25 protein-coding genes are annotated in these 21,874 nt (G+C 39.7%); 10 read left to right on the top strand and 15 right to left on the bottom strand.

Features of this window, described 5'->3' with window-relative positions; translation table 11 throughout:
- Window positions 1-113 precede the first annotated feature (113 nt).
- From H6G86_RS08225 to H6G86_RS08205, 5 genes are all read right to left on the bottom strand, one after another.
- Window positions 114-506 (bottom strand): PH domain-containing protein, encoded by a 393-nt coding sequence (locus H6G86_RS08225; protein ID WP_190933900.1) that lies wholly within the window; start codon window positions 504-506, stop codon window positions 114-116.
- Complete coding sequence (gene rnpA / locus H6G86_RS08220) at window positions 493-915, bottom strand: ribonuclease P protein component (protein ID WP_190933899.1); 423 nt, start codon at window positions 913-915, stop codon at window positions 493-495. Before rnpA ends, H6G86_RS08225 begins: the two co-directional genes overlap by 14 nt.
- Window positions 916-941: 26 nt before the next feature.
- Entirely contained in the window at window positions 942-1,076 is a 135-nt protein-coding gene (rpmH, locus tag H6G86_RS08215; protein ID WP_012408291.1) for a 50S ribosomal protein L34, read from the bottom strand.
- Window positions 1,077-1,180: 104 nt separating this feature from the next.
- Window positions 1,181-1,693, bottom strand: coding sequence for a DUF2808 domain-containing protein (locus tag H6G86_RS08210; RefSeq protein ID WP_190933898.1), 513 nt, complete (start codon window positions 1,691-1,693; stop codon window positions 1,181-1,183).
- Window positions 1,694-1,921: 228 nt separating this feature from the next.
- Window positions 1,922-2,098, bottom strand: coding sequence for a hypothetical protein (locus H6G86_RS08205; protein WP_190933897.1), 177 nt, complete (start codon window positions 2,096-2,098; stop codon window positions 1,922-1,924).
- Window positions 2,099-2,459: 361 nt separating this feature from the next.
- Here H6G86_RS08205 and H6G86_RS08200 point away from each other — a divergent pair, with 361 nt between their 5' ends.
- The 4 genes from H6G86_RS08200 (at window position 2,460) to H6G86_RS08185 (ending at window position 6,309) form a co-directional block, all read left to right on the top strand.
- On the top strand, window positions 2,460-3,626 hold the full coding sequence (locus H6G86_RS08200) for a Re/Si-specific NAD(P)(+) transhydrogenase subunit alpha (protein WP_114081013.1): 1,167 nt from the start codon (window positions 2,460-2,462) through the stop codon (window positions 3,624-3,626).
- A gap of 31 nt (window positions 3,627-3,657) precedes the next feature.
- Window positions 3,658-3,951 carry an NAD(P) transhydrogenase subunit alpha part 2 gene (locus H6G86_RS08195; protein WP_012408294.1) on the top strand — a complete coding sequence of 98 codons (294 nt, stop codon included), beginning with the start codon at window positions 3,658-3,660 and terminating at the stop codon, window positions 3,949-3,951.
- Window positions 3,948-5,354: an NAD(P)(+) transhydrogenase (Re/Si-specific) subunit beta gene (locus H6G86_RS08190; protein ID WP_190933896.1), complete on the top strand. Its 1,407-nt coding sequence runs from the start codon at window positions 3,948-3,950 to the stop codon at window positions 5,352-5,354. Before H6G86_RS08195 ends, H6G86_RS08190 begins: the two co-directional genes overlap by 4 nt.
- Before the next feature lie 256 nt (window positions 5,355-5,610).
- Window positions 5,611-6,309 carry a hypothetical protein gene (locus H6G86_RS08185; RefSeq protein ID WP_242064736.1) on the top strand — a complete coding sequence of 233 codons (699 nt, stop codon included), beginning with the start codon at window positions 5,611-5,613 and terminating at the stop codon, window positions 6,307-6,309.
- 187 nt (window positions 6,310-6,496) lie between these two features.
- Here H6G86_RS08185 and H6G86_RS38580 read toward each other — a convergent pair whose 3' ends face one another.
- From H6G86_RS38580 to petN, 6 genes are all read right to left on the bottom strand, one after another.
- Entirely contained in the window at window positions 6,497-6,697 is a 201-nt protein-coding gene (locus H6G86_RS38580; RefSeq protein WP_242064734.1) for a hypothetical protein, read from the bottom strand.
- 255 nt (window positions 6,698-6,952) lie between these two features.
- Window positions 6,953-7,279 carry a hypothetical protein gene (locus H6G86_RS08175; RefSeq protein WP_190933895.1) on the bottom strand — a complete coding sequence of 109 codons (327 nt, stop codon included), beginning with the start codon at window positions 7,277-7,279 and terminating at the stop codon, window positions 6,953-6,955.
- 209 nt (window positions 7,280-7,488) lie between these two features.
- Window positions 7,489-7,620 (bottom strand): hypothetical protein, encoded by a 132-nt coding sequence (locus tag H6G86_RS39460; protein ID WP_277883561.1) that lies wholly within the window; start codon window positions 7,618-7,620, stop codon window positions 7,489-7,491.
- 14 nt (window positions 7,621-7,634) lie between these two features.
- Window positions 7,635-10,763: a GAF domain-containing sensor histidine kinase gene (locus H6G86_RS08170; protein ID WP_190933894.1), complete on the bottom strand. Its 3,129-nt coding sequence runs from the start codon at window positions 10,761-10,763 to the stop codon at window positions 7,635-7,637.
- Between the two features lie 152 nt (window positions 10,764-10,915).
- Window positions 10,916-11,077, bottom strand: a complete 162-nt coding sequence (locus H6G86_RS08165; protein WP_190933893.1) for a hypothetical protein — start codon at window positions 11,075-11,077, stop codon at window positions 10,916-10,918.
- Between the two features lie 7 nt (window positions 11,078-11,084).
- Window positions 11,085-11,174 (bottom strand): cytochrome b6-f complex subunit PetN, encoded by a 90-nt coding sequence (gene petN / locus H6G86_RS08160; protein WP_012408302.1) that lies wholly within the window; start codon window positions 11,172-11,174, stop codon window positions 11,085-11,087.
- A gap of 276 nt (window positions 11,175-11,450) precedes the next feature.
- On the opposite strand from petN, the gene H6G86_RS08155 reads away from it, so the two are divergent.
- The 3 genes from H6G86_RS08155 (at window position 11,451) to H6G86_RS08145 (ending at window position 15,216) form a co-directional block, all read left to right on the top strand.
- On the top strand, window positions 11,451-13,337 hold the full coding sequence (locus H6G86_RS08155; protein ID WP_190933984.1) for an ATP-binding protein: 1,887 nt from the start codon (window positions 11,451-11,453) through the stop codon (window positions 13,335-13,337).
- A gap of 30 nt (window positions 13,338-13,367) precedes the next feature.
- Window positions 13,368-14,633, top strand: a complete 1,266-nt coding sequence (locus H6G86_RS08150; RefSeq protein ID WP_190933892.1) for a hybrid sensor histidine kinase/response regulator — start codon at window positions 13,368-13,370, stop codon at window positions 14,631-14,633.
- A gap of 121 nt (window positions 14,634-14,754) precedes the next feature.
- Window positions 14,755-15,216, top strand: a complete 462-nt coding sequence (locus H6G86_RS08145) for a hypothetical protein (RefSeq protein WP_190933983.1) — start codon at window positions 14,755-14,757, stop codon at window positions 15,214-15,216.
- A gap of 97 nt (window positions 15,217-15,313) precedes the next feature.
- Here H6G86_RS08145 and H6G86_RS39455 read toward each other — a convergent pair whose 3' ends face one another.
- On the bottom strand, window positions 15,314-15,445 hold the full coding sequence (locus H6G86_RS39455; protein WP_277883560.1) for a hypothetical protein: 132 nt from the start codon (window positions 15,443-15,445) through the stop codon (window positions 15,314-15,316).
- A 231-nt stretch (window positions 15,446-15,676) separates the two neighbouring features.
- Between H6G86_RS39455 and H6G86_RS08140 the strand changes: the two genes are divergently transcribed.
- Entirely contained in the window at window positions 15,677-16,240 is a 564-nt protein-coding gene (locus tag H6G86_RS08140) for a 3'-5' exonuclease (RefSeq protein ID WP_190933891.1), read from the top strand.
- 74 nt (window positions 16,241-16,314) lie between these two features.
- On the opposite strand, the gene H6G86_RS08135 is transcribed toward H6G86_RS08140, so the two are convergent.
- Window positions 16,315-16,704, bottom strand: a complete 390-nt coding sequence (locus H6G86_RS08135) for a hypothetical protein (RefSeq protein WP_190933890.1) — start codon at window positions 16,702-16,704, stop codon at window positions 16,315-16,317.
- Window positions 16,705-17,383: 679 nt separating this feature from the next.
- Between H6G86_RS08135 and H6G86_RS08130 the strand changes: the two genes are divergently transcribed.
- Window positions 17,384-18,181, top strand: a complete 798-nt coding sequence (locus H6G86_RS08130) for a superoxide dismutase (RefSeq protein ID WP_277883559.1) — start codon at window positions 17,384-17,386, stop codon at window positions 18,179-18,181.
- Between the two features lie 115 nt (window positions 18,182-18,296).
- On the opposite strand, the gene H6G86_RS08125 is transcribed toward H6G86_RS08130, so the two are convergent.
- The gene (locus tag H6G86_RS08125) at window positions 18,297-19,613 is read right to left on the bottom strand and encodes a hypothetical protein (RefSeq protein ID WP_199338199.1); all 1,317 of its coding nucleotides are present in this window, start codon (window positions 19,611-19,613) and stop codon (window positions 18,297-18,299) included.
- A gap of 110 nt (window positions 19,614-19,723) precedes the next feature.
- Window positions 19,724-20,365, bottom strand: a complete 642-nt coding sequence (locus tag H6G86_RS08120) for a hypothetical protein (RefSeq protein ID WP_190933889.1) — start codon at window positions 20,363-20,365, stop codon at window positions 19,724-19,726.
- A gap of 994 nt (window positions 20,366-21,359) precedes the next feature.
- Here H6G86_RS08120 and H6G86_RS08115 point away from each other — a divergent pair.
- Window positions 21,360-21,788: a hypothetical protein gene (locus tag H6G86_RS08115; protein ID WP_190933888.1), complete on the top strand. Its 429-nt coding sequence runs from the start codon at window positions 21,360-21,362 to the stop codon at window positions 21,786-21,788.
- The last annotated feature ends 86 nt before the right edge of the window (window positions 21,789-21,874 follow it).

Raw genomic sequence — 21,874 nt, 5'->3', positions numbered from 1 at the left:
GCACATGCCAAAAGTAGGGGAGTAGGGAGTGGTATGTATTTTTTGGTAAGTGCGAAGTTCTGAATTTTGTATTTTATCTGAGCAAATTCGGCATTCCCTATTCCCTACTCCCATCACTTATTAGCAGCTACCGTATATTCGGGATTTTTCGCAGCAATTCTTTCATTAATGTAGTCATAGACTTCCCGAAATTTGGGAATTGCACGTAATTCGAGACGACTGCCGTTTTTTAGGGTTAGTACCATATCTCCCCACAAGCCAATGCCACGGGGGATTGTGACAACTTTGACAATTTCTGAGTAAATTATGTCAGTGCGATCGCGCCCCTGCCAACCTCCGATCACGGTAACTCGGCGATCGGTGATGCGGAAACGCAGCCACAATGCTCTGACAATTGCCCCTACTGTTAATGGTATCCCGACAATGGTTAGCCCAATTAGCAGGTTGACAATTAGATCCCCAATGTGGGGGCCACCTTCATAATAAACATCTTCACGAATTCCCATCGAACACCTCAGCTTGTGCCAACAACTGCTCTAATTCTTGCAGAAATTGTGGGCTTACGCACTTAGATTCTGCTGCTGTAGGTTTGACAATAAACACTAATCGCCATCCTGGTGATAATTTGGGCAGCAAACCATATAAAGCAGAAGTAATTTGCCGTTTGATTCGGTTGCGAACCACTGCCCTTTTGCTGACTTTTGTGCTTATAGAAATGCCAATGCGTATGCTGGAAATATGCAGTGAGTCAATTGGTTGTGTAGTCTGAGTGGCAGTGTCCAAAGAAGGTTTTCTTGAAGACAACGGCTTTAAGGCTCTCAATGTTAAATAAGAGCCATTACGCCGAATTCCTTCCCGGAAAACTGCCTGAAAATCCTTGCGGGATTTTAGCCGATTTGCTTTAGGCAAAGCCACAGATACTCTTTTAGCTTAAATATGCCCTAAACGCTCAAACGGTGACGGCCCTTTTTTCTCCTAGCTCTAATCACGTTTCTACCATCTGGTGTCCGCATTCTGGCGCGAAAACCAGAGGTTCTTTTTCTCTTACGGCTAGTACCGCCTAGTGTTCTTTTCATACTGTTCTCCTCTTAGGTGATTTTTATAAAAACTCACAATCTCTAATTGTATCACTTTTTTAGTGAATTGGAAATTGGGCATTGGTTACACCCAATCAGCACTCTTAATTGATGCTCAAAATCCATGTTCCCATGTAGCGCAATAGTGGCACATCACCAGGGGAAAGCACTTGACAGTTAAAGTAGTAGACTCCGCCGAAGGATGGATTTTTCACGTTAGACAAGACTACCTCAACTGCGCTACCTGCTGGTACAGGCTCTTGAGGAAAAATATTAATCAGTTTACCTTCTTTGTCCCATTTCACCTCAGAAAGTGGAACTGCTTTGCCTTTGACTCGGACTTCAATTTTGTTCGGGTCAAAAGTTCCTTTGTAATAATTAGGGTAGGTAATGGCAAATTGACCAACAGCCAATTTCATTCTTTGGGCTGGAATCCTTAATATATATCGATCCCAGCCATTGGCTTGTCCACCAAAATCTAATCGGAAGGGCAGTTGATTTTCGGCTTTAACGCCACTAAACAGCGTAAACCCAGGTAAACTTTGTGCCCAAGTCAGGGCTGGAAATCCAGTCACTAAACAGCTAGTCACGGCTAAAGCGGAAAGTAAACGTCGCATAATTGAACTTCCTCTACCAAAAAATAAATCTGTTATCTAAAATAACCGTGTGTTAGTATTCGTTACTAAAGTTTACTACTCACTTCCTGACAATTGACGTTCAGTAACAACAAAAAGTGCCATCCTCCCTGATGTTTAGACAGCAGTAAAATTACTTAGCAATAAATTTTACATGCAACAAATTTACTTCATTACCCTTATAGAGTACTGATTTGATGACTAGGTTGGTCAAATTTTGAACTCAATAGAAACACCGTTGGGATTGGATTGTGTTTCTAAATATGTATAAGTGTATCTAAATTTGAGAATTTTGTTATAAAAATTGAGACGTGTCATCAGCGATCGCCAGTTAAGTTGGGCTAAATTGATTAAAATAAGTTGGATTGGAATCAAAGTCGTAATCATTAAAATTTGATTTGGAAATTATAAAGCCTTCAAAATTGGGTCAATATTACTCTATAAGACAGGAATACCAAAATTTCTCAATCCCGAAAATAAGCTGAAGATAAAGATGCAAAATTTGGGAATCAATTTAGGATGTGCAATACGTAACCCTGTTTGCAACTATCTGAAAATATGACATCTGCGAACGGCAAAGTCAGGCATTGCCTGGACAGCTAAGAGTGGGAGAGGAAAGTTTCAAGGTTCAATCTACAAGTTAAAGTCATAGCTGATGTTCCTGCCTAAGTACTATGAATACGGGATATCCCTCATCTAGACAATCACTTACTGGGCAGAGATTAGGTATTTATCTTCAGGAGATTTCATGAGAATAGCAGTTGCTAAAGAAATTGAAGTTTGTGAACGTCGTGTGGCATTAATTCCTGACACTGTTGCTCGATTGGTAAAGCAAGGTTTGGAAGTCTGGGTAGAAAAGGGTGCAGGAGAGCGATCTTTTTTCAGTGATACTGACTATGAAGCCGCAGGAGCCACAATAATTGGCGATACTGCCAAATTATGGGGCGAAACAGATATTCTTTTGAAAGTCAGCCCACCACAAGAACGAGAAGATGGACGTTCAGAAGTTGATTTGTTAAAAGAAGGGGCTGTATTACTCAGTTTCCTCAATCCTTTAGGAAATCCTGTTGTAGCACAGCAACTAGCAAATCGGAAAATTACAGCCTTGAGTATGGAAATGATTCCCCGTACTACCAGGGCGCAAAGTATGGATGCTTTGTCCTCGCAAGCTTCATTAGCTGGTTACAAGGCAGTATTAATTGCCGCAGCTGCATTACCGAAATACTTCCCAATGTTAACGACAGCCGCAGGTACGATCGCTCCAGCGAAAGTATTTATTATGGGCGCTGGTGTAGCGGGATTGCAAGCGATCGCCACCGCTAGACGTTTGGGAGCAGTAGTAGAAGCCTTTGATATTCGTCCCGCCGTCAAAGAAGAAGTGCAAAGCTTAGGGGCAAAATTCGTTGAAGTCAAATTAGACGAAGAAACCGTTGCTGCTGGTGGTTACGCCAAGGAAATTTCTGAGGCTAGCAAGCAACGTACCCAAGAAGTTGTCGCCGAACACATTAAGAATTCTGATGTAGTTATTACCACCGCCCAAGTGCCTGGGAGACAAGCACCACGGCTCGTCACAGAAGAAATGGTGGCACAAATGAAGCCAGGTTCAGTGATTGTGGATTTGGCTGCTGAACAGGGTGGTAACTGCGCCTGTACCGAACCAGGTAAAGATATTGTATGGAACGGTGTGACAATTATCGGCCCCATCAATCTCCCATCATCGATGCCAATTCACGCCAGCCAATTGTATGCCAAGAACGTAACATCGTTAATGCAATTGCTAATTAAAGACAAAGCTTTGCAGGTAGACTTTAGCGACGACATCGTTGATGCAGCTTGCGTTACCCACGCTGGTGAAATTCGCAATCAGCGAGTGCGGGATGCGCTACAAGCTTTGAGCGGCGTTGGAGCAGGTTAATAGCCAAATTACCATAAGGAGTTTTTCAAGCATGACAGAGGCATTACTTGCTGCTTTGTTTGTATTTGTATTGGCATCTTTTATCGGCTTTGAAGTCATCAACAAAATCCCACCGACTCTACACACGCCCTTAATGTCAGGCTCAAACGCGATTTCGGGCATTGCGGTACTTGGAGCAATAGTTGCTGCTGGTGCGAGAGACACAAGTGTGTCAGTAATTCTCGGTTTGATTGCTGTGGTACTGGCAACAATCAACGTTGTGGGTGGTTTTTTAGTGACAGATAGAATGTTGCAAATGTTCAAGAAGAAGGAGATTAAGGCGTGAGCGACTTTTTACCAACTGGCATTCAGCTGACGTACTTAGTCGCTGCATCGTTATTTATTCTGGGCTTGAAAAAGCTGGGATCGCCCGCTACCGCGAGGAACGGTAATATTGTAGCGGCTGTGGGGATGCTGCTGGCAATTGTGGCAACAATGCTGGATCAGCATGTGTTGAACTACGAGATGATATTGTTGGGCTTGGCGATTGGATCGGGAATTGGTGCGATCGTTGCCTACAAAGTCCAAATGACTGAAATGCCCCAAATGGTGGGTTTACTCAACGGTTTGGGCGGCGCGGCTTCGGCATTAGTAGCTGTTGCCGAATTCTGGCGGTTATTAGATAGTTCTCAGCCGATACCCCTAGATGTGAACATTTCCATGCTATTGGACGTGTTAATCGGTGGCGTTACCTTCACAGGTAGTTTCTTAGCCTTTGCCAAATTGCAAGGTTTAATTAGCGGTTCCCCGATTACATTTCCATTCCAGCAACCATTTAACCTCTTGCTTCTGGGTGCTTATTTGGTAGGCAGTGCCTATTTAATCATCACACCAGATAGCTTACCCATATTCTTGGGAGTGGTTGGCGTTTCATTAGTTCTAGGCGTGATGTTCGTCATTCCCATTGGTGGCGGCGATATGCCAGTAGTAATCTCGCTGTTGAACTCGTTGTCAGGTGTGGCGGCGGCGGCGGCTGGGTTCGTGGTGATGAACAATATGTTAATCATCGCTGGTGCTTTGGTAGGAGCATCTGGCTTAATCCTCACCGAGATTATGTGTAAGGCGATGAACCGCTCCTTATTTAGTGTGCTGTTCAGCGCTTTTGGTACAGGTTCTAGTTCTGGTGGTGGTGCTGCTAGTGGTGGTGCAACCGATCAAAGCGTCCGCAGTATCGATCCTGAAGAAGGGGCGATGATGTTGGGTTATGCCCGTTCTGTGGTAATTGTGCCTGGTTATGGTATGGCAGTTGCCCAAGCGCAACATAGCGTCCGGGAATTGTCAGATCAGTTAGAAAAAATGGGCGTTGATGTCAAGTATGCCATTCACCCTGTTGCTGGTAGAATGCCGGGGCACATGAATGTGTTGTTGGCAGAGGCAAATGTGCCTTATACCCAGTTGTACGACATGGATGATATTAATCCCCAGTTTGATCAAGCAGATGTGGCTTTAGTAATTGGGGCAAATGATGTGGTAAATCCGGCGGCGCGGAGTGATACAAGTAGCCCGATTTATGGTATGCCGATTTTGGAAGTAGATCGGGCGAAGCAGACAATTGTGATTAAGCGCGGGATGAGTACGGGTTTTGCCGGTGTAGATAATGAGTTGTTCTACAAGGATAAAACGACGATGCTTTTTGGTAGTGCGAAGGATATGGTGGCGAAGTTGGTTTCGGAAGTGAAGCAACTTTAAGAGAAACGAACCGCAAAGGGCGCAAAGGGCGCGAAGTAAAGAAAGAATTAGAGAGTTTATTTGCCTTGGGAGTGTGATATTCCCAGGGCAAGTTTTTTTGTTGGGAAATTACCTCATGCAAAGAATAGAAAGGTTATTTATTATAGATTTGATAATTTAGGAAAATTTTCAGTTTTATTATTTTACTTGACATTCTATCTATCCTCAATTACTTTTGACTAACAAATTTTAATTTTAGAAGTAAAATTACAGAGTTATGTTAGGTCAAGATTTTTTTAATGATGAGCTTCTTAAAAAAAGAGTTGATGTATTTTATGGATATGGTAATTATAAAGGAAATTATTGGTTTATTGGTATGGAAGAAAGAGGAGAAGACTTTCAAGATATTAATAAAAGAATAAATATATGGTCAAACAGGGGCAAATATGAAATAGATGATGTTGCAGAATATCATATAGATATGGGAACATGGGATGAAAGAATACAACCAACATGGAATAAATTGATTCGCATTGTATTGAGTGCTAAAGAAAAAGAGAATATTAATTTAGAAAATGTTCGTAAATATCAAATAAACGAATTAGGTAGAAAAGATAAAGAAACTTGTTTATTAGAATTATTCCCTCTCCCGTCACGATCTCTTAACGATTGGATCTTTAATCCTCCACATACTCAACTTTCTTTTTTATCTAATAGAGCTACTTATGAAAAGTATTGTCTTGAGAAGCGAATAAATTATATTAGTCAGAGAATAAAAGAACATCAACCTAAAGCGGTTGTTTTCTACGGTGTGGGATATGAGCCTTCTTGGAGAAGAATAACTGAAAAAATAACGGATGTTGAGTTTTCACGAACTTCAGAAGGTTTCTTAATTTGTAGCAGTACTAAAACTGTATTTGTTATGGCTAAACATCCTGTAAGTAGAGGTTTAACAAATGAATATTTCCTTCCATAATATTGGTAGATCAATTGCTGCTAAAATAGCGGAGGAATAATTATTTGTGTAGTTTGTGTTCTTTAAAAAAATGCTCGCCAAAACTCCTGTGATCGCCCTCCTTTTTCCTCTGTGTTCTCTGCGCCTGTGCGGTTCGTTAAAAAGAGCGATCGCTAAATCTCCACGGTGCGATCGCTCGGTTTATTTTCTAAATTTCTTGCCATTCCCTAGCATCAATAAAAATAGATAGATGTTTTTTATTGCTTGTGGCAATAATAACCTGATGACCATAATTAGCAACTAAAATAGATTGAGATGCCAAAATTACATCACCATCTAAAGCTTTATTATCTGCTGTAGATTTTCCTTGATTTCTTACTTGGGCCCATAACTCTGCTGCTTTCAACATCACTTCTGTTGTAATAGGAAGATAAATAATTTCTGACTTTAGTTGATTAAGTTTTCTAATTCCTGATAATTTATTTGCCCTTAATAATTCCCGTCTAAGTTCATAATCTATAATTTCTGGTAAAATTACTTCATATCCTCTCTCAAAGAGCGTATAAAATCATTCTTGACATTGCACAGCTAGAGGCGTTGCTTTTGGATTAGTAATTAATCCCACAGGTGCAGAATCTAAGATAATAACCTTACTCATCCTATTTTAAATAGAAATACCTTTCATAGATTCAATAATTTCTAAAGTTTGTTGTTGTTCTTCTTGTTCATTTAACTCATTCCATGACTCAAATAAATTTTTTACGTTTGTTTTCCTTTCTTGTTGTTTGACGGCATCACTATGATTAATTTCATTAAGAGCATTTTCCCAGTTATTTAATGATGTCTGTTTCATCGTCATACTTTGACGAAATAGACGTACAATTTGTAGTAATTCTGGTAGATATTCTTCTGGAGTTTGTTGAATTTCTAATAATAGTTCAGCGCGGGGTGTAGTTGATGATTGTGCTGTGAGCGGTTGATTATTGTTCATAAATACCTTGTAAGTAGATAATTTAAAAACACGAGTAGATATTAATCAGTTTTAACACTGGTAGTTATATTATATTTTAGCGTGAATAGCTATTTTAGTTTACTGAGAACGTCCCGACGTTTACATGGTATTTAACTGATCAAGAATCGGAATCGAGTGCGGCTATTGCCTAAGATAAAAAAGCGATCGCTAACTTTTTATTGAAATGCTTAGGCAAAGCCCGCCGCAGGCATCGTCCTCTTCTGTTCCTCTGTGTTCTCTGCGCCTCTGTGGTTAGTTAAAAAGTGCGATCCGATCGCATAACCTACTTCATTGAGACTAGCCTCTCGTGGAGGATGCATCGCCTGATATTTCCTTAACTAACTATCCCTTTTATCGGAATTTCTATCCAGAACTCACAGCCATTACCAGGTTCAGAAACACATTTGAGATTACCGCCGTGTTTTTCTACAATAATTTGGTAGCTAATAGATAACCCCAAACCGATCCCTTGTCCAGGTTGTTTGGTAGTAAAGAAAGGTTCAAAAATTCGCGATCGCATCATCTCTGGAATCCCACAACCATTGTCGGCAATCCAAATCAGAATACTATTCCCTTCAATTATTTCTGTACGAATCCAAATTTTAGGATTGTCAATTTTTTTTCCACAAGTTGCTGAGTTTTCTAGTGCATCGATCGCATTGTTGAGAATATTCATAAACACCTGATTCATCTGCGCTGCATAGCAGACTACTGGCGGCAATTCACCATATTCCTTAACTACCTCAATAGCAAAAGAATTAGTCTGTGGTTGCAGTCGATGTTGTAAAATTAGCAAAGTACTGTCTATACCTTCATGAAGGTTAACGGGTTTTATTCCTGTTTCATCAAGTCGAGAAAAAATTCGTAATGACAAGACGAGTTGAGAGATTCGCTCTGCCCCCATCTTCATGGAAGTCAAAATTTTGGGCAAGTCATCACTAATAAAATCTAAATCCATTGCTGCTGCTTGCTTTTGAATTTCTCCTGTTCCCTTTGGATATTGTTTCTGATAAAGACGGAGTAATTTAAATAAATTTTCGGCATGTTCAGTAACATAGATAATATTGCCGTAAATGAAACTAATCGGGTTGTTAATTTCATGTGCTACACCAGCAACTAACTGCCCTAAACCTGCCATTTTTTCACTTTGAATCAATTGGCTTTGAGTGTTTTGTAATTCTTTAAGAGTCTGGGCAAGCTCTTCTTTTTGACGTTGAGTTTGTTCAAGTAATTCCGCTTGCTGAAGTCCTACCCCTAATTGAGTACCAATTTGCATCAGCAAATCTACCTCATCTTCTTGCCAATCACGCGGTTTGAGATTTTGATAAGCTGCTAGTAATCCCCAAAGTTTCTCGCCCTGAAAAATTGGCACAATTATATATGCCCTAGCCTCCATTAGCTCAAGCAGAGCAATATGACAGATAGAATAATTAGCGCTGTAAATATCTTTAATAGCAATACTTTCACCATTAGCAAAGTTTCCACCTTGGGTTTGTTGTAAGTAATCATCTGCAACTACAGGTAAAATTTCCTTTACTGGTTTCCAACCTTGGGCTAAAGACTCAGCAACAAATTCGCCACTCCAATCAGTCCTGAATTTATAGATCGTCACTCGATCAACTTCCAATAGCCGTCGGACTTCTTCTGCACTGGTGGCAAAGATGGTATCAATATCAAGAGAGTGGCGAATTTTCTCCACTGTCGCAGCTAGGGCCTTCTCCCTTTCGGCTGCTTTCCGTTCTCGTTCGGCGGCTTTAGCCAGTTTTTGGGCTTGCACCTGCATCTGTTTCAAAGACTCAGCTTGCTGTAATGCTACCCCCAATTGAGCGCCAACTTGTGCTAATAAGTTGATTTCCTCATCTTGCCAATAACGGGGCTGGGAGTTTTGATAAGCTACTAACAATCCCCACAGCTTCTCACCCTGAGAAATTGGGACAAAAACTTCATTGCGTGCATACTTACCTGCTTGCTTTCCTTGCACAAGAACGCCTTCTGTCACAGGCTGCGGCTTAACCATTGGTGTCCAGCCATCAACAATAGAATCAGCGACAAACTCGCCACTCCAGTCAGGATAGAAGCGATAGATTGCGACTCGTTCCACTTCTAATAACCGACGAACTTCTTGAGTTGTGGTTTTAAAGATGGCTTCAATATCAAGAGACTGACGAATTTTTTCTACCGTGTTTGCTAATGCCCTTTGCCTTTGGGCAGCTTTGCTGATCTGTGCTGCTTGAATCTGCATTTGTTGGATAAATTCTGCTTGCTGCAAAGCCACACCTAGTTGAGTGCCAACTTGGGTAAGCAAGTAAACCTCATCTTTTTGCCAATCACGAGTTCCAGCATTTTGGTACACTGCTAGCAAACCCCAGAGCTTCTGACCGTGGTAAATGGCAATGATCACATAAGCTCTTGCTTGATAGATTTCTAAGATTTTAATGTAGCAGTCACTAAAGCCTGAATTGTAAATATCATTACAAATCCGGTATACTTCACAACTGCTAAAGCTACCACCTTCAGTATCTTGTAAGTAAGTATCAGCGACTGGAGGTTTAGCTAAATCTTTGGCGCTACATTCACTGACATTTTCACTCAATTCCGGCCGATGAAATTGTTCATCAATGAGGGAAATCCAACCCTCTGCCACTGATTCAAACACGAATTCACCACTCCAATCGGGATTGAAGCGATAAATAGCTACGCGATCAGCATTTAGCAGCTGCCTAAGTTCTGCGGTGGTTGTGTGGAAAATGCTTTTTAAGTCTAGAGACTGACGAATTTTCTCAATGGTAATGGCTATGGTTCTTTGCCATTGGGCTGCTTTTTCTCTGGCTTTTGCTTGTGCTAGTTCTGCTGATTGGAGTTTTACTTGTTCTAGGTAATCTGCTTGCTGTAAAGCAACTCCCAGATGTTCGGCGATTAATTGCACAAACTCAATTTCTGATGCTTCCCATTGCCGAGGGCTACTACACTGATGAATACACAGCAATCCCCATAAATCTTTACCTTTGATCAAGGGGGCAATTATATTAGCACGTACTTGGAATCTTTCTAAAATCTGGATGTAGCAATCACTAGCATTAACTTGATAAATATCAGCTATTGCTCTAATCCGACCTTGCTGATATAGTTCTGCGAACTCTTCACTAAAGCAGTGGTCGCGCACTTTGGCTGTTAGTGCCGAATCCCATTCTGCTCCCACATCTTCATAGATAAATTCCCCTTCCCATGCCAAATCGGGATAAAAACGAAATACGCCAACTCGATCGCTTTTCAGAAGTTGGCGAACTTCAGTGACTGTAATTTTGAAGATAGTTTCTATGTCTAGAGACTCCCGAATACGGGCAATAACCCCAGATAAGGCTTTTTGTTGCTCATTCTGACGCAAGGAGGATGTCACATCTGAATGAGATTCTTGCCGTTTTGAATTTGGTTCTATGGGTTGAGTAGTAGAGGAGTTTTCCATTCCCAGTGGGACTTTAAATATTGAAAGTCTTCTATCTCATGATTCCCGTTGCGATCGCAAAGGTAACAGTTCTTTCCTGAGAATGCCAAAAAACAATATAGGGACACGATAGTATCGTGTCCCTATAAGAACATTTTTCAACCACGAGAAAATTATCGCCGCTTGGGAGTGGCGCTGCGGTTGGTGCGTTTCTCTTCATCTCGGCGACGGCGATCGCGCCAATCTGCCACGGTTAAATAACCAATACCACCGGTGACTACTACAAGCAGCAGTACGGCAACTAACGCTAAAATACTCAAAAATGGACTTTCCACAATGCCTCTACAGTCCGTTACGTCCCCAAACTACCATTGCAATTGACCAAGTGAACACAACTAACAGCGATACCCAACCTAGTGTCAAAATCTCCATAGTCCCGCTTTTCAAATAATTACAAAAGGTTTCTAATATTTATCATACAGGGATTGGGCAGGCTGAGATTTTTTTATAAATGGCATTGTAACTTTGGCTGTCGATGTCTACGACGGGCTACGCCTACGCAAATATACACCATTTTTCTTGGTAAGCTAGCACTTCAAGCATTAATAAAGACGAATGTAAAAAAATAGCGATCGCGCTTTCCTAATAGATGCTTTGGGAATACTAGGGTTACGGGTATATATTCCAAATCCTACAACCCCTAGTATGATGCAGACATTTTTCAACTATCCTTTCCAATCTAATGGTTTTATTCCCCACGGACATTGTTATCTCTGGCAAACTGGATTAGTTTGGCTCCACATTATTTCTGATGCTACGATCGCTCTAGCTTATTATTCTATTCCCTTCCTACTGATTTACTTCATTTACAAGCGCAAAGACGTTCCTTTCAATGGAGTTTTTTTGTTATTTGGTGCTTTTATCATTGCCTGTGGTACTGGACACTTAATGGATATTTGGACGCTTTGGTATCCAGACTATTGGATTGCAGGTGGTTTAAAAGCTTTAACTGCTATTATTTCAATATACACGGCATTTGCGTTATTTTACCTCATGCCTCAAGCTTTGGCACTACCCAGCCCAGACCAGTTAGAGGCTATTAATCAAATACTTTCAACAGAAATTGTCGAGCGCAAGCGTATTGAGAAAGAACTACGTCAAGCAGAAGAAGTTGCTCAAAACTCCAGCCAAGCTAAGAGTGAATTTCTGGCCAATATGAGTCATGAACTACGCACACCTCTTAACGGTATCCTGGGCTATACACAAATTCTCCAACGCACAGAATCTTTAAGTGAAAAAGGACGCAAAGGACTCAGCGTTATTTATCAATGTGGTTCTCATCTTTTAACCTTAATTAATGATGTCCTGGATCTCTCCAAGATCGAAGCCCGGAAGTTGGAATTGTATCCTGTTGATTTCTACTTGCCTGCCTTTATAGATAGTGTGACTGAAATTTGCCGCATCAGGGCAGAACAAAAAGTCATCGCATTTCACATTGAAATCGATCCTAATTTACCAACGGGTATTCATGGTGATGAAAAACGCTTGCGGCAAGTACTGATTAACTTGCTTAGTAATGCCATGAAGTTTACTCATCAAGGCAGTGTCACTTTCAAAACTCAGGTCATCAATCAAGAATCAAATGCTAATGGAAAAACTAACTACAAAATTCGCTTTGAGGTAGTAGATACTGGCACTGGCATAACCCCTGAACAAGCCGAAAAAATATTCCAGCCCTTTGAACAAGTGGGAAGTCAGAAACGACAATCTGAAGGTACAGGCTTAGGATTAGCAATTAGTCAAAAAATTGTTTTGTTGATGGGTGGTCAAATTAAAGTGCAAAGTGAATTTGGCAAAGGTAGCACTTTCTGGTTTGAGGCAAACTTGTCAGAATCTAAAGACTGGGCAAAGGTTTCTAGAGTAGTTGAGCAGGGAACTATTATTGCTTATCAAGGAAAAAGGCGCACCATTTTGATTGCAGATGATAAATGGGAAAACCGATCGGTAATTGTAAATTTACTAGAGCCAGTTGGGTTTACTGTTGTAGAAGCTAGTAATGGTCAGGAAGCATGGGTACAGTCCCTAGCCCACAAACCAGATATGATTATCACTGATTTAGTGATGCCGATATTGGATGGATTTGAGTTAATTAGGCGTTTGCGTCAGTCCGGGCCATTTAAAGAGATTCCTGTCATCGCGTCCTCAGCAAGTGTATTTGCAGTAGACCAGCACAAGAGTATTGATGTAGGTGCAGATGCCTTTTTACCAAAGCCTGTAGAAGCTGAAAATCTGCTGGAAATGCTACGACAGTTTTTGCAACTAGAATGGATTTTTGACGCTAAGGTAGAGGCTATCAAAAAAAGCTCTAAAGATGGTTCTAATCAACAAAATGAAATGATTCATCCTAGCAAAGATGTTTTGCAAGAGTTACTCGAACTATCACAAGACGGCGACATTCAAAATATTTTAGAACTGGCTGAAAAACTTTCTGCATCTGATGAGAAGCTAAACATGTTTTCCCAGCAGCTCATGCAGCTTGCTAGTAATTTCCAACTCAAACGTTTGGAAACTTTTATTGAAAAATACATCAATTAATTTCAGTTAAATTCAAATTTCCAATTCATCATGATCAAACCCCTAAATCACGGATTTATTTTAATTGTGGATGATAATCCGACAAATTTATCTGTCTTGTGTGCAGCGCTCAATAGTGAGGGTTTTCGTTTTCGTGTTGCAGTGGATGGAGAAACTGCGATCGCCCAGGCTGAACGCAATCAGCCAGAGTTGATTTTGCTGGATGTACAAATGCCGGGTATTGATGGATTTGAAACTTGTCGTCGTCTCAAAGCCAATCCTGCCACCCAAAACATTCCGATCATTTTCACTACCGCCTTAGCGGATACGGACAGCAAAACGAAGGGATTTTCTCTTGGTGCAGTAGATTATATCCCTAAACCGTTTGCACAAGAGGAAGTCATTGCTAGAGTGCGCGTACATTTGCAACTCAAAAAATTGACTGAATCTTTGGAACAACAAGTTAGCGATCGCACCAAGGCTTTGCAACAAGCTCAAGTCCAACTGGTACAGCAAGAAAAACTATCAACACTCGGAGAGTTAATCGCTGGTATTGGCCATGAAATCAACAACCCCATCAATTTTATTTCCAGCAATATTCCACCCTTGGAAGAATATATTGCAGGAGTAACCGAGTTGCTCCTACTGTACGAACAAGAGTATCCTAACCCAACAGCTAAAATTACTACTGCGATTGAAAAATTGGATCTGAACTTCGTTCTCGAAGATATGGTAAAAATTGTGAACTCACTCCAGCTAGGAAGTGAACGAATTCAGGATCTTTCCAATTCACTCCGCAACTTCTCTCGCTCGGATAGTGATACAAAAATACCTGCTGATTTGCACCAAGGACTAGATAGTACACTAATGATTTTGCAACACCGCCTCAAAGCTAATGGCGATCGTCCCGGCATTGAAGTTATTAAAAGTTATGGAGTATTACCAGAGGTAAACTGCTATTTAGGGCAGATGAATCAAGTATTTATGAACATTCTGGCAAATGCAATTGATGCCCTTGATGAAGCTATAATGCAAGGCAAAATGAGCAATCTAATTCCTGAGATTAAAATTGCAACAGAAATAGATTCTGAACAATTGGTTATAATTCGGATTGCTGATAACGGAATTGGTATTCCTGAACGGCTTAAACAACGCTTGTTTGAGCCGTTGTTTACCACAAAAACCGTTGGGAAAGGCACTGGACTTGGCTTGTCGATTGCTTATGAAATAGTTGTAGAGAAACACAAAGGTGTATTATATGTAAATTCTCAACCAGGTAAGGGAACCGAATTTATCATCAAAATTCCAGTAGAATAGAAGCATTTAATTAATTACAAAGCTGCTCTAGCATTTATCATACTGGAGACAAGGAAAAATTTCTCCAATACCTAATCCCTAATTTCTATATAGAGTGAATCCAATTTTAGATCCTCAATTAATGGCAGAACGTATAGAATCCCTCAAAGCTGGAATACTGGGAGGTTTCTCTGTGTGTTTTGCTTTTGTACTTCTCAGTATTTTGAATACTTTTGTGCTAGCAAAGTATTTTCAGATCCTTGCAAGTCTGCACAGTGATATTAACTGGCACTTGTGGGTGAGTGGTGCGTTAGCAAAGCTTGCCGCCAGTTGCGGCATCGCAACTTTTAGTGGCTTACTATTTGGTGTCACTTACCGCTATATCATCCGCTCAGATAAAAATCCCCAACTTAAAGCTGGTGGGGTTCTGGCCTTTGGTTTGGTGCGCGGATTGACTCAGATAGAGCTTGGGTTGAATTCAGATATCACAATTTGGCCTTTTTTGGTATTAGCGGCAGAAAGTTTATTGTGGTTTGCGTTTGCTGCGATCGCTCTTGATCTTGCGATTAAACTCCGTTGGATTAAACCTTTTTCATCAATCTAAATTTCTTTTCTCTAATCTAAGTATAGTAGTCGCATATAGATCAATATGGTTCAAAGGCTAACAGTCTTTGTCAAAGTCATTTTTTAACGTAGACGCATTAGCGAAGCGGTAGCGACGTTCGCGCAGCGTCTCGCAGAGAAGGAGCGTCAGCGGCTTGCCGCAACCGCAGAGGCACAGAGAAGCCAGTGCGCCCTTGCGGTTCCCCGACTTGTAGCAACTGGCGCGACACAGAGAAAAGAAAGAGAAAGAAAAAATTACTTAACTAAACTGTATTGGCATATAGATGTGAAATCCTACAAGGGGTTGTGGCGCAAATAGATAAAAAGCTGGAAGCATTACGCTTTTGTAGTATACTTAATACAATTAGCATACAAGCACTGCTTGTGTAATATATTGTGTCAGTTTTCAAAAATAAGTATAAATAATTACTAATATTAGTTCTCAATATTTCTTCCCTAATATGCAAACTAAAATATCCCACTATTATTTGATAGTCGATCTGGAGGCTACGTGCTGTGACAAGAAGACTATTCCTCGTCACGAAATGGAAATCATTGAAATTGGTGCGGTGATGCTCAATCGAGCAACATGGGAAATTGATTCTGAGTTTCAGCAATTCATCCAACCTGTGAGACATCCACAACTGACAGATTTTTGTACCGAATTGACTAGTATTCGGCAGCAAGATGTTGATGAAGCACCAAAATTCATTGAGGCAATTTCTCGATTTAAACAATGGATTTATTCATTTCCCAATTATATTTTTTGTTCTTGGGGTAATTACGATAAAAAGCAATTTATTCAAGATTGCGCGTTTCATAATTTTCCTTATCCTTTTACTTCAGAACACATAAATATCAAAGAGAAATTTTCAGAATATCTTGGCGTATCTAAAAAATTTGGTATGGCTCAAGCTCTTAATGAGCTAGGGATAAAATTGAAAGGTACACATCATCGTGGCATTGATGATGCTCACAATATTGCATCTATCTACAGACAGATTAAAAGCACCAAAATAAACTGAATAATGGAAAAGTCGTAACATACCATTTTAAAGTATTGCGGTAGATTACGAAGATTTTTGCTACAAAATTATTTCTAGTCAAAAGGATTTTTGGAGGAACCTTTTTTGTTATTGGGTAAGTATTCAGAACAATTCATAGCTTCTCCGGTAAGAACAATAGAAGGATTGACTGCACATTTTAGATAATGATTATTTGAATAAAATCGACACTTTTTACAGGGAAGTTTGTGTAAACCGTTAATAGAAATAACCATTTTATCATCTAAAAATGCCCGGATTTTTTGCAATATTAGAAAAAAAACTACCCAACCAATTAGAAAGCCAACAGGAGATAAGGATATCGCTAGATCGGGGATGCTTAATTCATTCGTTTGTGCTTGTTCATTTCTTGCTTCACTCAAGTTTCCTTGATGTAAGTTAGTATTGGCTACTACAGTTTTTTGCAAAATTAGATCGTGATACATATTATTTACCTTTTCCTATATGTATTTACTAACTTGATTTTTGATAGTCGGCTAACTAGAAATTTAGAACCATAACAAACTTAAAAATTATCCATATTTGTTCATACTAGATATGTAGATATCAAAAAGCTTTGAACAATAAGGGTATTTATGGAGTAGATTGTTTCATGTGTATTTTAATTAACTAACAATCACTACACAACTGTCAGTAGCACATATTTTAATGTTTACAATGGTTTAATTATAGGTTTAGCAAAATAAGACTTCGCCTATATCTGCCAAGAGTTTTGCTTGTTATTTTAAGTTATATACCCAAGGGAAGAAATTAGAGAATGAACTTATAACTGCATATTTCTATGTTAAGATAAACATAAAAATATTCTTAAAATTTTATAGACATTAAAGCTGTATCACTTTCCAGTTATTTTTTTTATAAAAATCTTGAATGCAATGATGGTTGTATTAGAAATTTATTTATTAGAGATTTGTCGCTGGCAATGGAGATTTTGGGGTGTGTTAAATAGCCCGATACACTTGTAGTGATTAATTCTATTATTTTGATAATTTTTTGCTCTAATTACCTGATAAAGTAAGATATATATCTGGATTAAGTGGGCTATCAAAGAATAGTCTCTCATCAGATTGCAAGCCAATAATATTGATTTTGAGGCTACAATTTATGATAAGATTTTTGCGAAAAAAAATAGTTTTTTTCTTCACAACAATTGTGCTGGCAATTCTGCTAATTTCTCATCAACCAGTACTAATAGCTGAGGCACAATCTTCTACACCAACACCAACGCCTGCTAGGTCATTTCCCCCTGTAGCTTATCCTAATAGGTCACTAAGCGCTTTCCCTGCACAGCTACCACCATTGCCTTATGGTTATGGGGCATTAGGAAAAGCTATTGATGCTGAAACGATGAAATTGCATCATGACGCACACCACGCTACCTACGTCAAGAACTTAAATGATGCATTAAAGCAGTACCCAGATTTGCAAAAAAGAAGTGTTGAAGCTTTATTAGTGGATTTGAACAGCGTACCTGAAGATATTCGGACAAAAGTACGTAATAACGGTGGTGGTCATCTCAACCACACGATTTTTTGGCAACTGATGAGTCCCGACAGTGGTGGACAACCAACGGGAGCGATCGCTCAAGAAATTAACCAAACTTTTGGCAGTTTTGATGCCTTTAAAAAACAGTTTAACGCAGCAGGTGCCGCTCGCTTTGGTAGTGGTTGGGTTTGGCTAGTACGCAATCCTCAAAATAAACTCCAGATTGTTACTACAGCAAATCAGGATAATCCAATCATGGATGGTTTCTATCCGATTATGGGTAACGATCTATGGGAACATGCTTATTACCTTAAATATCGCAACCGTCGGGCTGAGTATTTGAATAATTGGTGGAATGTTGTGAATTGGCCGCAGATTAACAGGCGATCGCAACTTTCATCACAACAACCTCGTTAGCAATACCATCAGGGATATCAAACCGCTTATAGAAATTCTTTATAAAGCTACCTCTAGAGGTAGCTTTATTCATAGCACTGCTACTCCTCTACATTCTTTTTTACCAGATGTCTAATTATGAATTACGGATTTTTAAAGACCGATGTTTAGAACGAACTATGTATAGTAGAACAATTAGCAATACAAGCGCTTTGATCATTGATGGCTCCACTACCTTCTTCACTTCCGTAGGGGGTTTAGGAGTAACATTACACGGAATCTCAATTATCTGTGTGTGATCGGAGCCACTACCACTAGGAGTCAGATCACATTCGCCTTTGCTGGTGAGAGACAAAGGTGTAGGTGGAGGTGTAGGTGTAAGTATAGGTGTATTTCCTTGAGAAACAGATGGTTGACCTGGAGAACTATCGCCATCCATTAATAGAATCATCGCTATAACAAGCGCTCCAATTCCTAGTGGCCAGAGTGGAAAGGAATCAGGACTATCTGCTACGATGACATCTCCCTCAGAGCCAGGGATATCAAAGGCTATTGTTTCTCCATCCAACGGTACTGGACTGTCACTAACCAACATATCTCCTGGGATATCTTCTCCCAAAAGCTGATTAAATTCTTCTGGAATCGCGTTGTTGGGTCGTCCGAGTTCCCCACCATCTTCGGAGTATGGATAGGATAGTAGTTCAAAAACCCTCTTTTCGAGTTGGTTTGAATCCCCAGAATTCAACGCATCTAAGCCTCTAGAGATTTTATTTATATAAAAATTCGTCATCTCTGGCGACAGACCTAAAGATTGAATTTGCTCCTTAATGTTAGAAATTTTTGAGGCTTCTTCAAACAGCAGTCGTCCGTATGAGAATTTCAAGTCTAGTAGTCCATCACGGAGGCTGACCGAGTTATTGCCTCCTGAATATGGAGACCAGTAAAACTGGTTTGTTACTAGTCCGAGTCCTTCTACTGGATTGCGACCAAAATGTTGTCCAAGAAGGTATTGAGAGCTATCCATGATTGCGGGGGATTCGTTTCTCCAAAAAGAGGCGAAAGGTACCGCAGAGAGATTGGGATTGTTACCGTAAAAGCTAGCGAAATTCTGGAAATTTTTCTCCCCACCTGCTGCTCGAATCAGGAGGTTTTGATAAGTACTCCCACCGTTTAATTCCACTAATCGTTGGATTACCGATCCAGTTTTATTGCAGGTCAGACCAAATCCCACATTACATCCAGGAATGACTCGCATCTGGTTCAAATTCTGGTTATTGATTTGGTACTGGAGATACTCAGACTCCAATCCTTGTTGGATACCATAGCGTCCAATATTGAGTTGTGCAAAAGCAGACTGACACGTAGTGAGTCCGACTGCAAGAGATGAGAATGCGATCGTTGCAAAACGAACCGCTTTCGATATTGCAATTCTTTGAAAAATTGATTTAGGCAAGATGCACCTCCAGTAAACGACAGCAATTTAATTGGGCTGGGAATTCGGTATTGGTTCTTCTCCCCAATCTCCAGTCCCCAACCCTCAGTCACCAATCCCCACTTCCAAATTCAACTCTTAGGTAAATAAATGTTGATCGTGATTCCAGTACCTTTAAGATTTCCTGATGAGAGTGTGTGATATAAGACCATTCCCCGATTTGGTTGATCAAAAAGAAACGCACGACGTGTAGGTTTGATCTTCCCTTGCTTCACTAAAGAAACGAAAGCTTCTAAATATCTACGTATACCTTTGCGGTTCTCTTGAGTCGTATTCAGATGATGCTCGATCAGCATCATAAAGAAGTTCAAGCTACGATTTTCTTGCCCCTGAATCAGACTGCCCTCATCTAGAAAGGAACTTGCTATGAGCCTGTTATCAACTCGTTTAACCTTAAACAGAGTAAAGTAACGCCCTTCTTTTTTCGGATCGTTCGCATAACAGACCCAAGAACCCTCTTTATTTTGAGTAAAACCTTGTTCAGCAAGGTAAGAAAGCAAAGAATTATTGGCCTTAGCCTGTGGTGGAGGTAATAAATCTTCAATGGGATCTAACGAGCAAATCCTCTGTGTTGTTTTCCGTTGAGACACAGCAGCAGCCTCCTGGATACGGAGGCGCAGAGGCTTTTCGGCAGACATTGCCATGCTAGACATTGCAGCCAATACAGATGCTTGGAGAGCGATCGCTCCAATTAAACGAACAATGATATTCATGTTTTACCTGTTACTTTTACTTACGTTGTCAATAATCAAGTCGTTACTAAATCAGGATTGATTTAGCAGTCCTAAATCATTTGTTAAATTTAAGTGTTTGCCTCATTTGATCGAGGTCGCTTAAGTTTTCACCAGTCAAATAGGAATTTTATATATAGGTAACTAAGCACAAAGATAATCAGTATCTAAAGAAAAGACACAATCTTAATGTTTTCTTGGCAACAAAAAACGTGCTTTCTGTTACTTTTATGTATACAAAAAACCCTTGACATTGCGTCAACACTTTTATATTTACTGTTGTCTAAATTTTTGCCGATGCTAAGAGGTTTTTATGCCTTATTCGCTGGCTATCATGATTCCTAAAAAAGGGCTTTTTTAGCTCTTTAGTATCTTATATAAGCAGAGTTTCAAAAGCTCTGTGCTTTGCACATTGCTGCTTTTGGTGATTTCCTTGCTGGGTTGAATAACTTTTTGTTTTTTGGAGGTAGCACGCCTAACTAGCTGTTTCAGCATGGTCGTAAGTTGATGTATAAATAATATCTCCTGACAGTAAAATAATATTACCATGAGCTTGAGACATGCAACTGTATTGTGGACAGTTATCAAAGTTGTACACAGTGAATCGTAACTACCTCTCTATGAAATTTCATGGCAAATAGCTGAGAGTCAAAGTCCATTTACTTATATATCGTTAGTATTTTTAAAATATAGTACTTTTGTTCTGAGACTAGTCATTTTTTTGTCTTAAATATAACCTGTATTTAAAAGGCATACGTATATCAAGCTATTCTTATTGCTAGATAAGCTTGATTATCTGAACTTTAAGCTAGAAGCGATGCCTGCGGCGGTAAACTACGCATCATATCAAGTCTAAGTAATTAATTCTGATTCCCACAGCAATTGCACCCCTCACCAATGCATCAAGAGGATAAAAAAAGCGTATCCTTGACTACAATTAGGATATTAACTTGGTATTTTTACAAGCCTTGACAGTATGAATGTGGAATTTTTTAACAGGATTCCTTTTATGCCTTTAGTATTACTATGGCTAGCTTACACTCTCCTAGGATGGTATCTTGCTGCTAATCATATTGTTTGGTTAGTAGGAGCTTTTGTTGCTGCTATGGTTATAGTTATTGTGCGAAAGAGTACTTCTTGGTTAGAGCGTTTAGTTGAATTTGGATCTCAAACTTTAGCTGTCATATTATTTTTAAGTATATCAATTGCTTTTGTAGCAACTTGGTCGCTATTATTAAGGCTTTTTCTCATACCTTTAGCAACTACGCTTTTAGCTGATTTGGAAATGCGTTTTTCTGGCTTTAACAAGCTAGATTCATTCTGGATTTTAACAGTCATAGCAGTATTAGGTTTGGTTATAGGTGAATTAATCGATATTCTACTTTTTCCCAGTAATAGATACTAAAGAATTAAGAGTAAAAAGAGATTATTATGATTTATTACTCGCTAATCCCTACTAATCTCAAATTTTAGGTGATTACTAGATCATCT

Source organism: Nostoc sp. FACHB-133 (assembly GCF_014698055.1).
Taxonomy (GTDB): domain Bacteria; phylum Cyanobacteriota; class Cyanobacteriia; order Cyanobacteriales; family Nostocaceae; genus Nostoc.
This window is presented reverse-complemented; position numbering and strand designations above follow the sequence as displayed.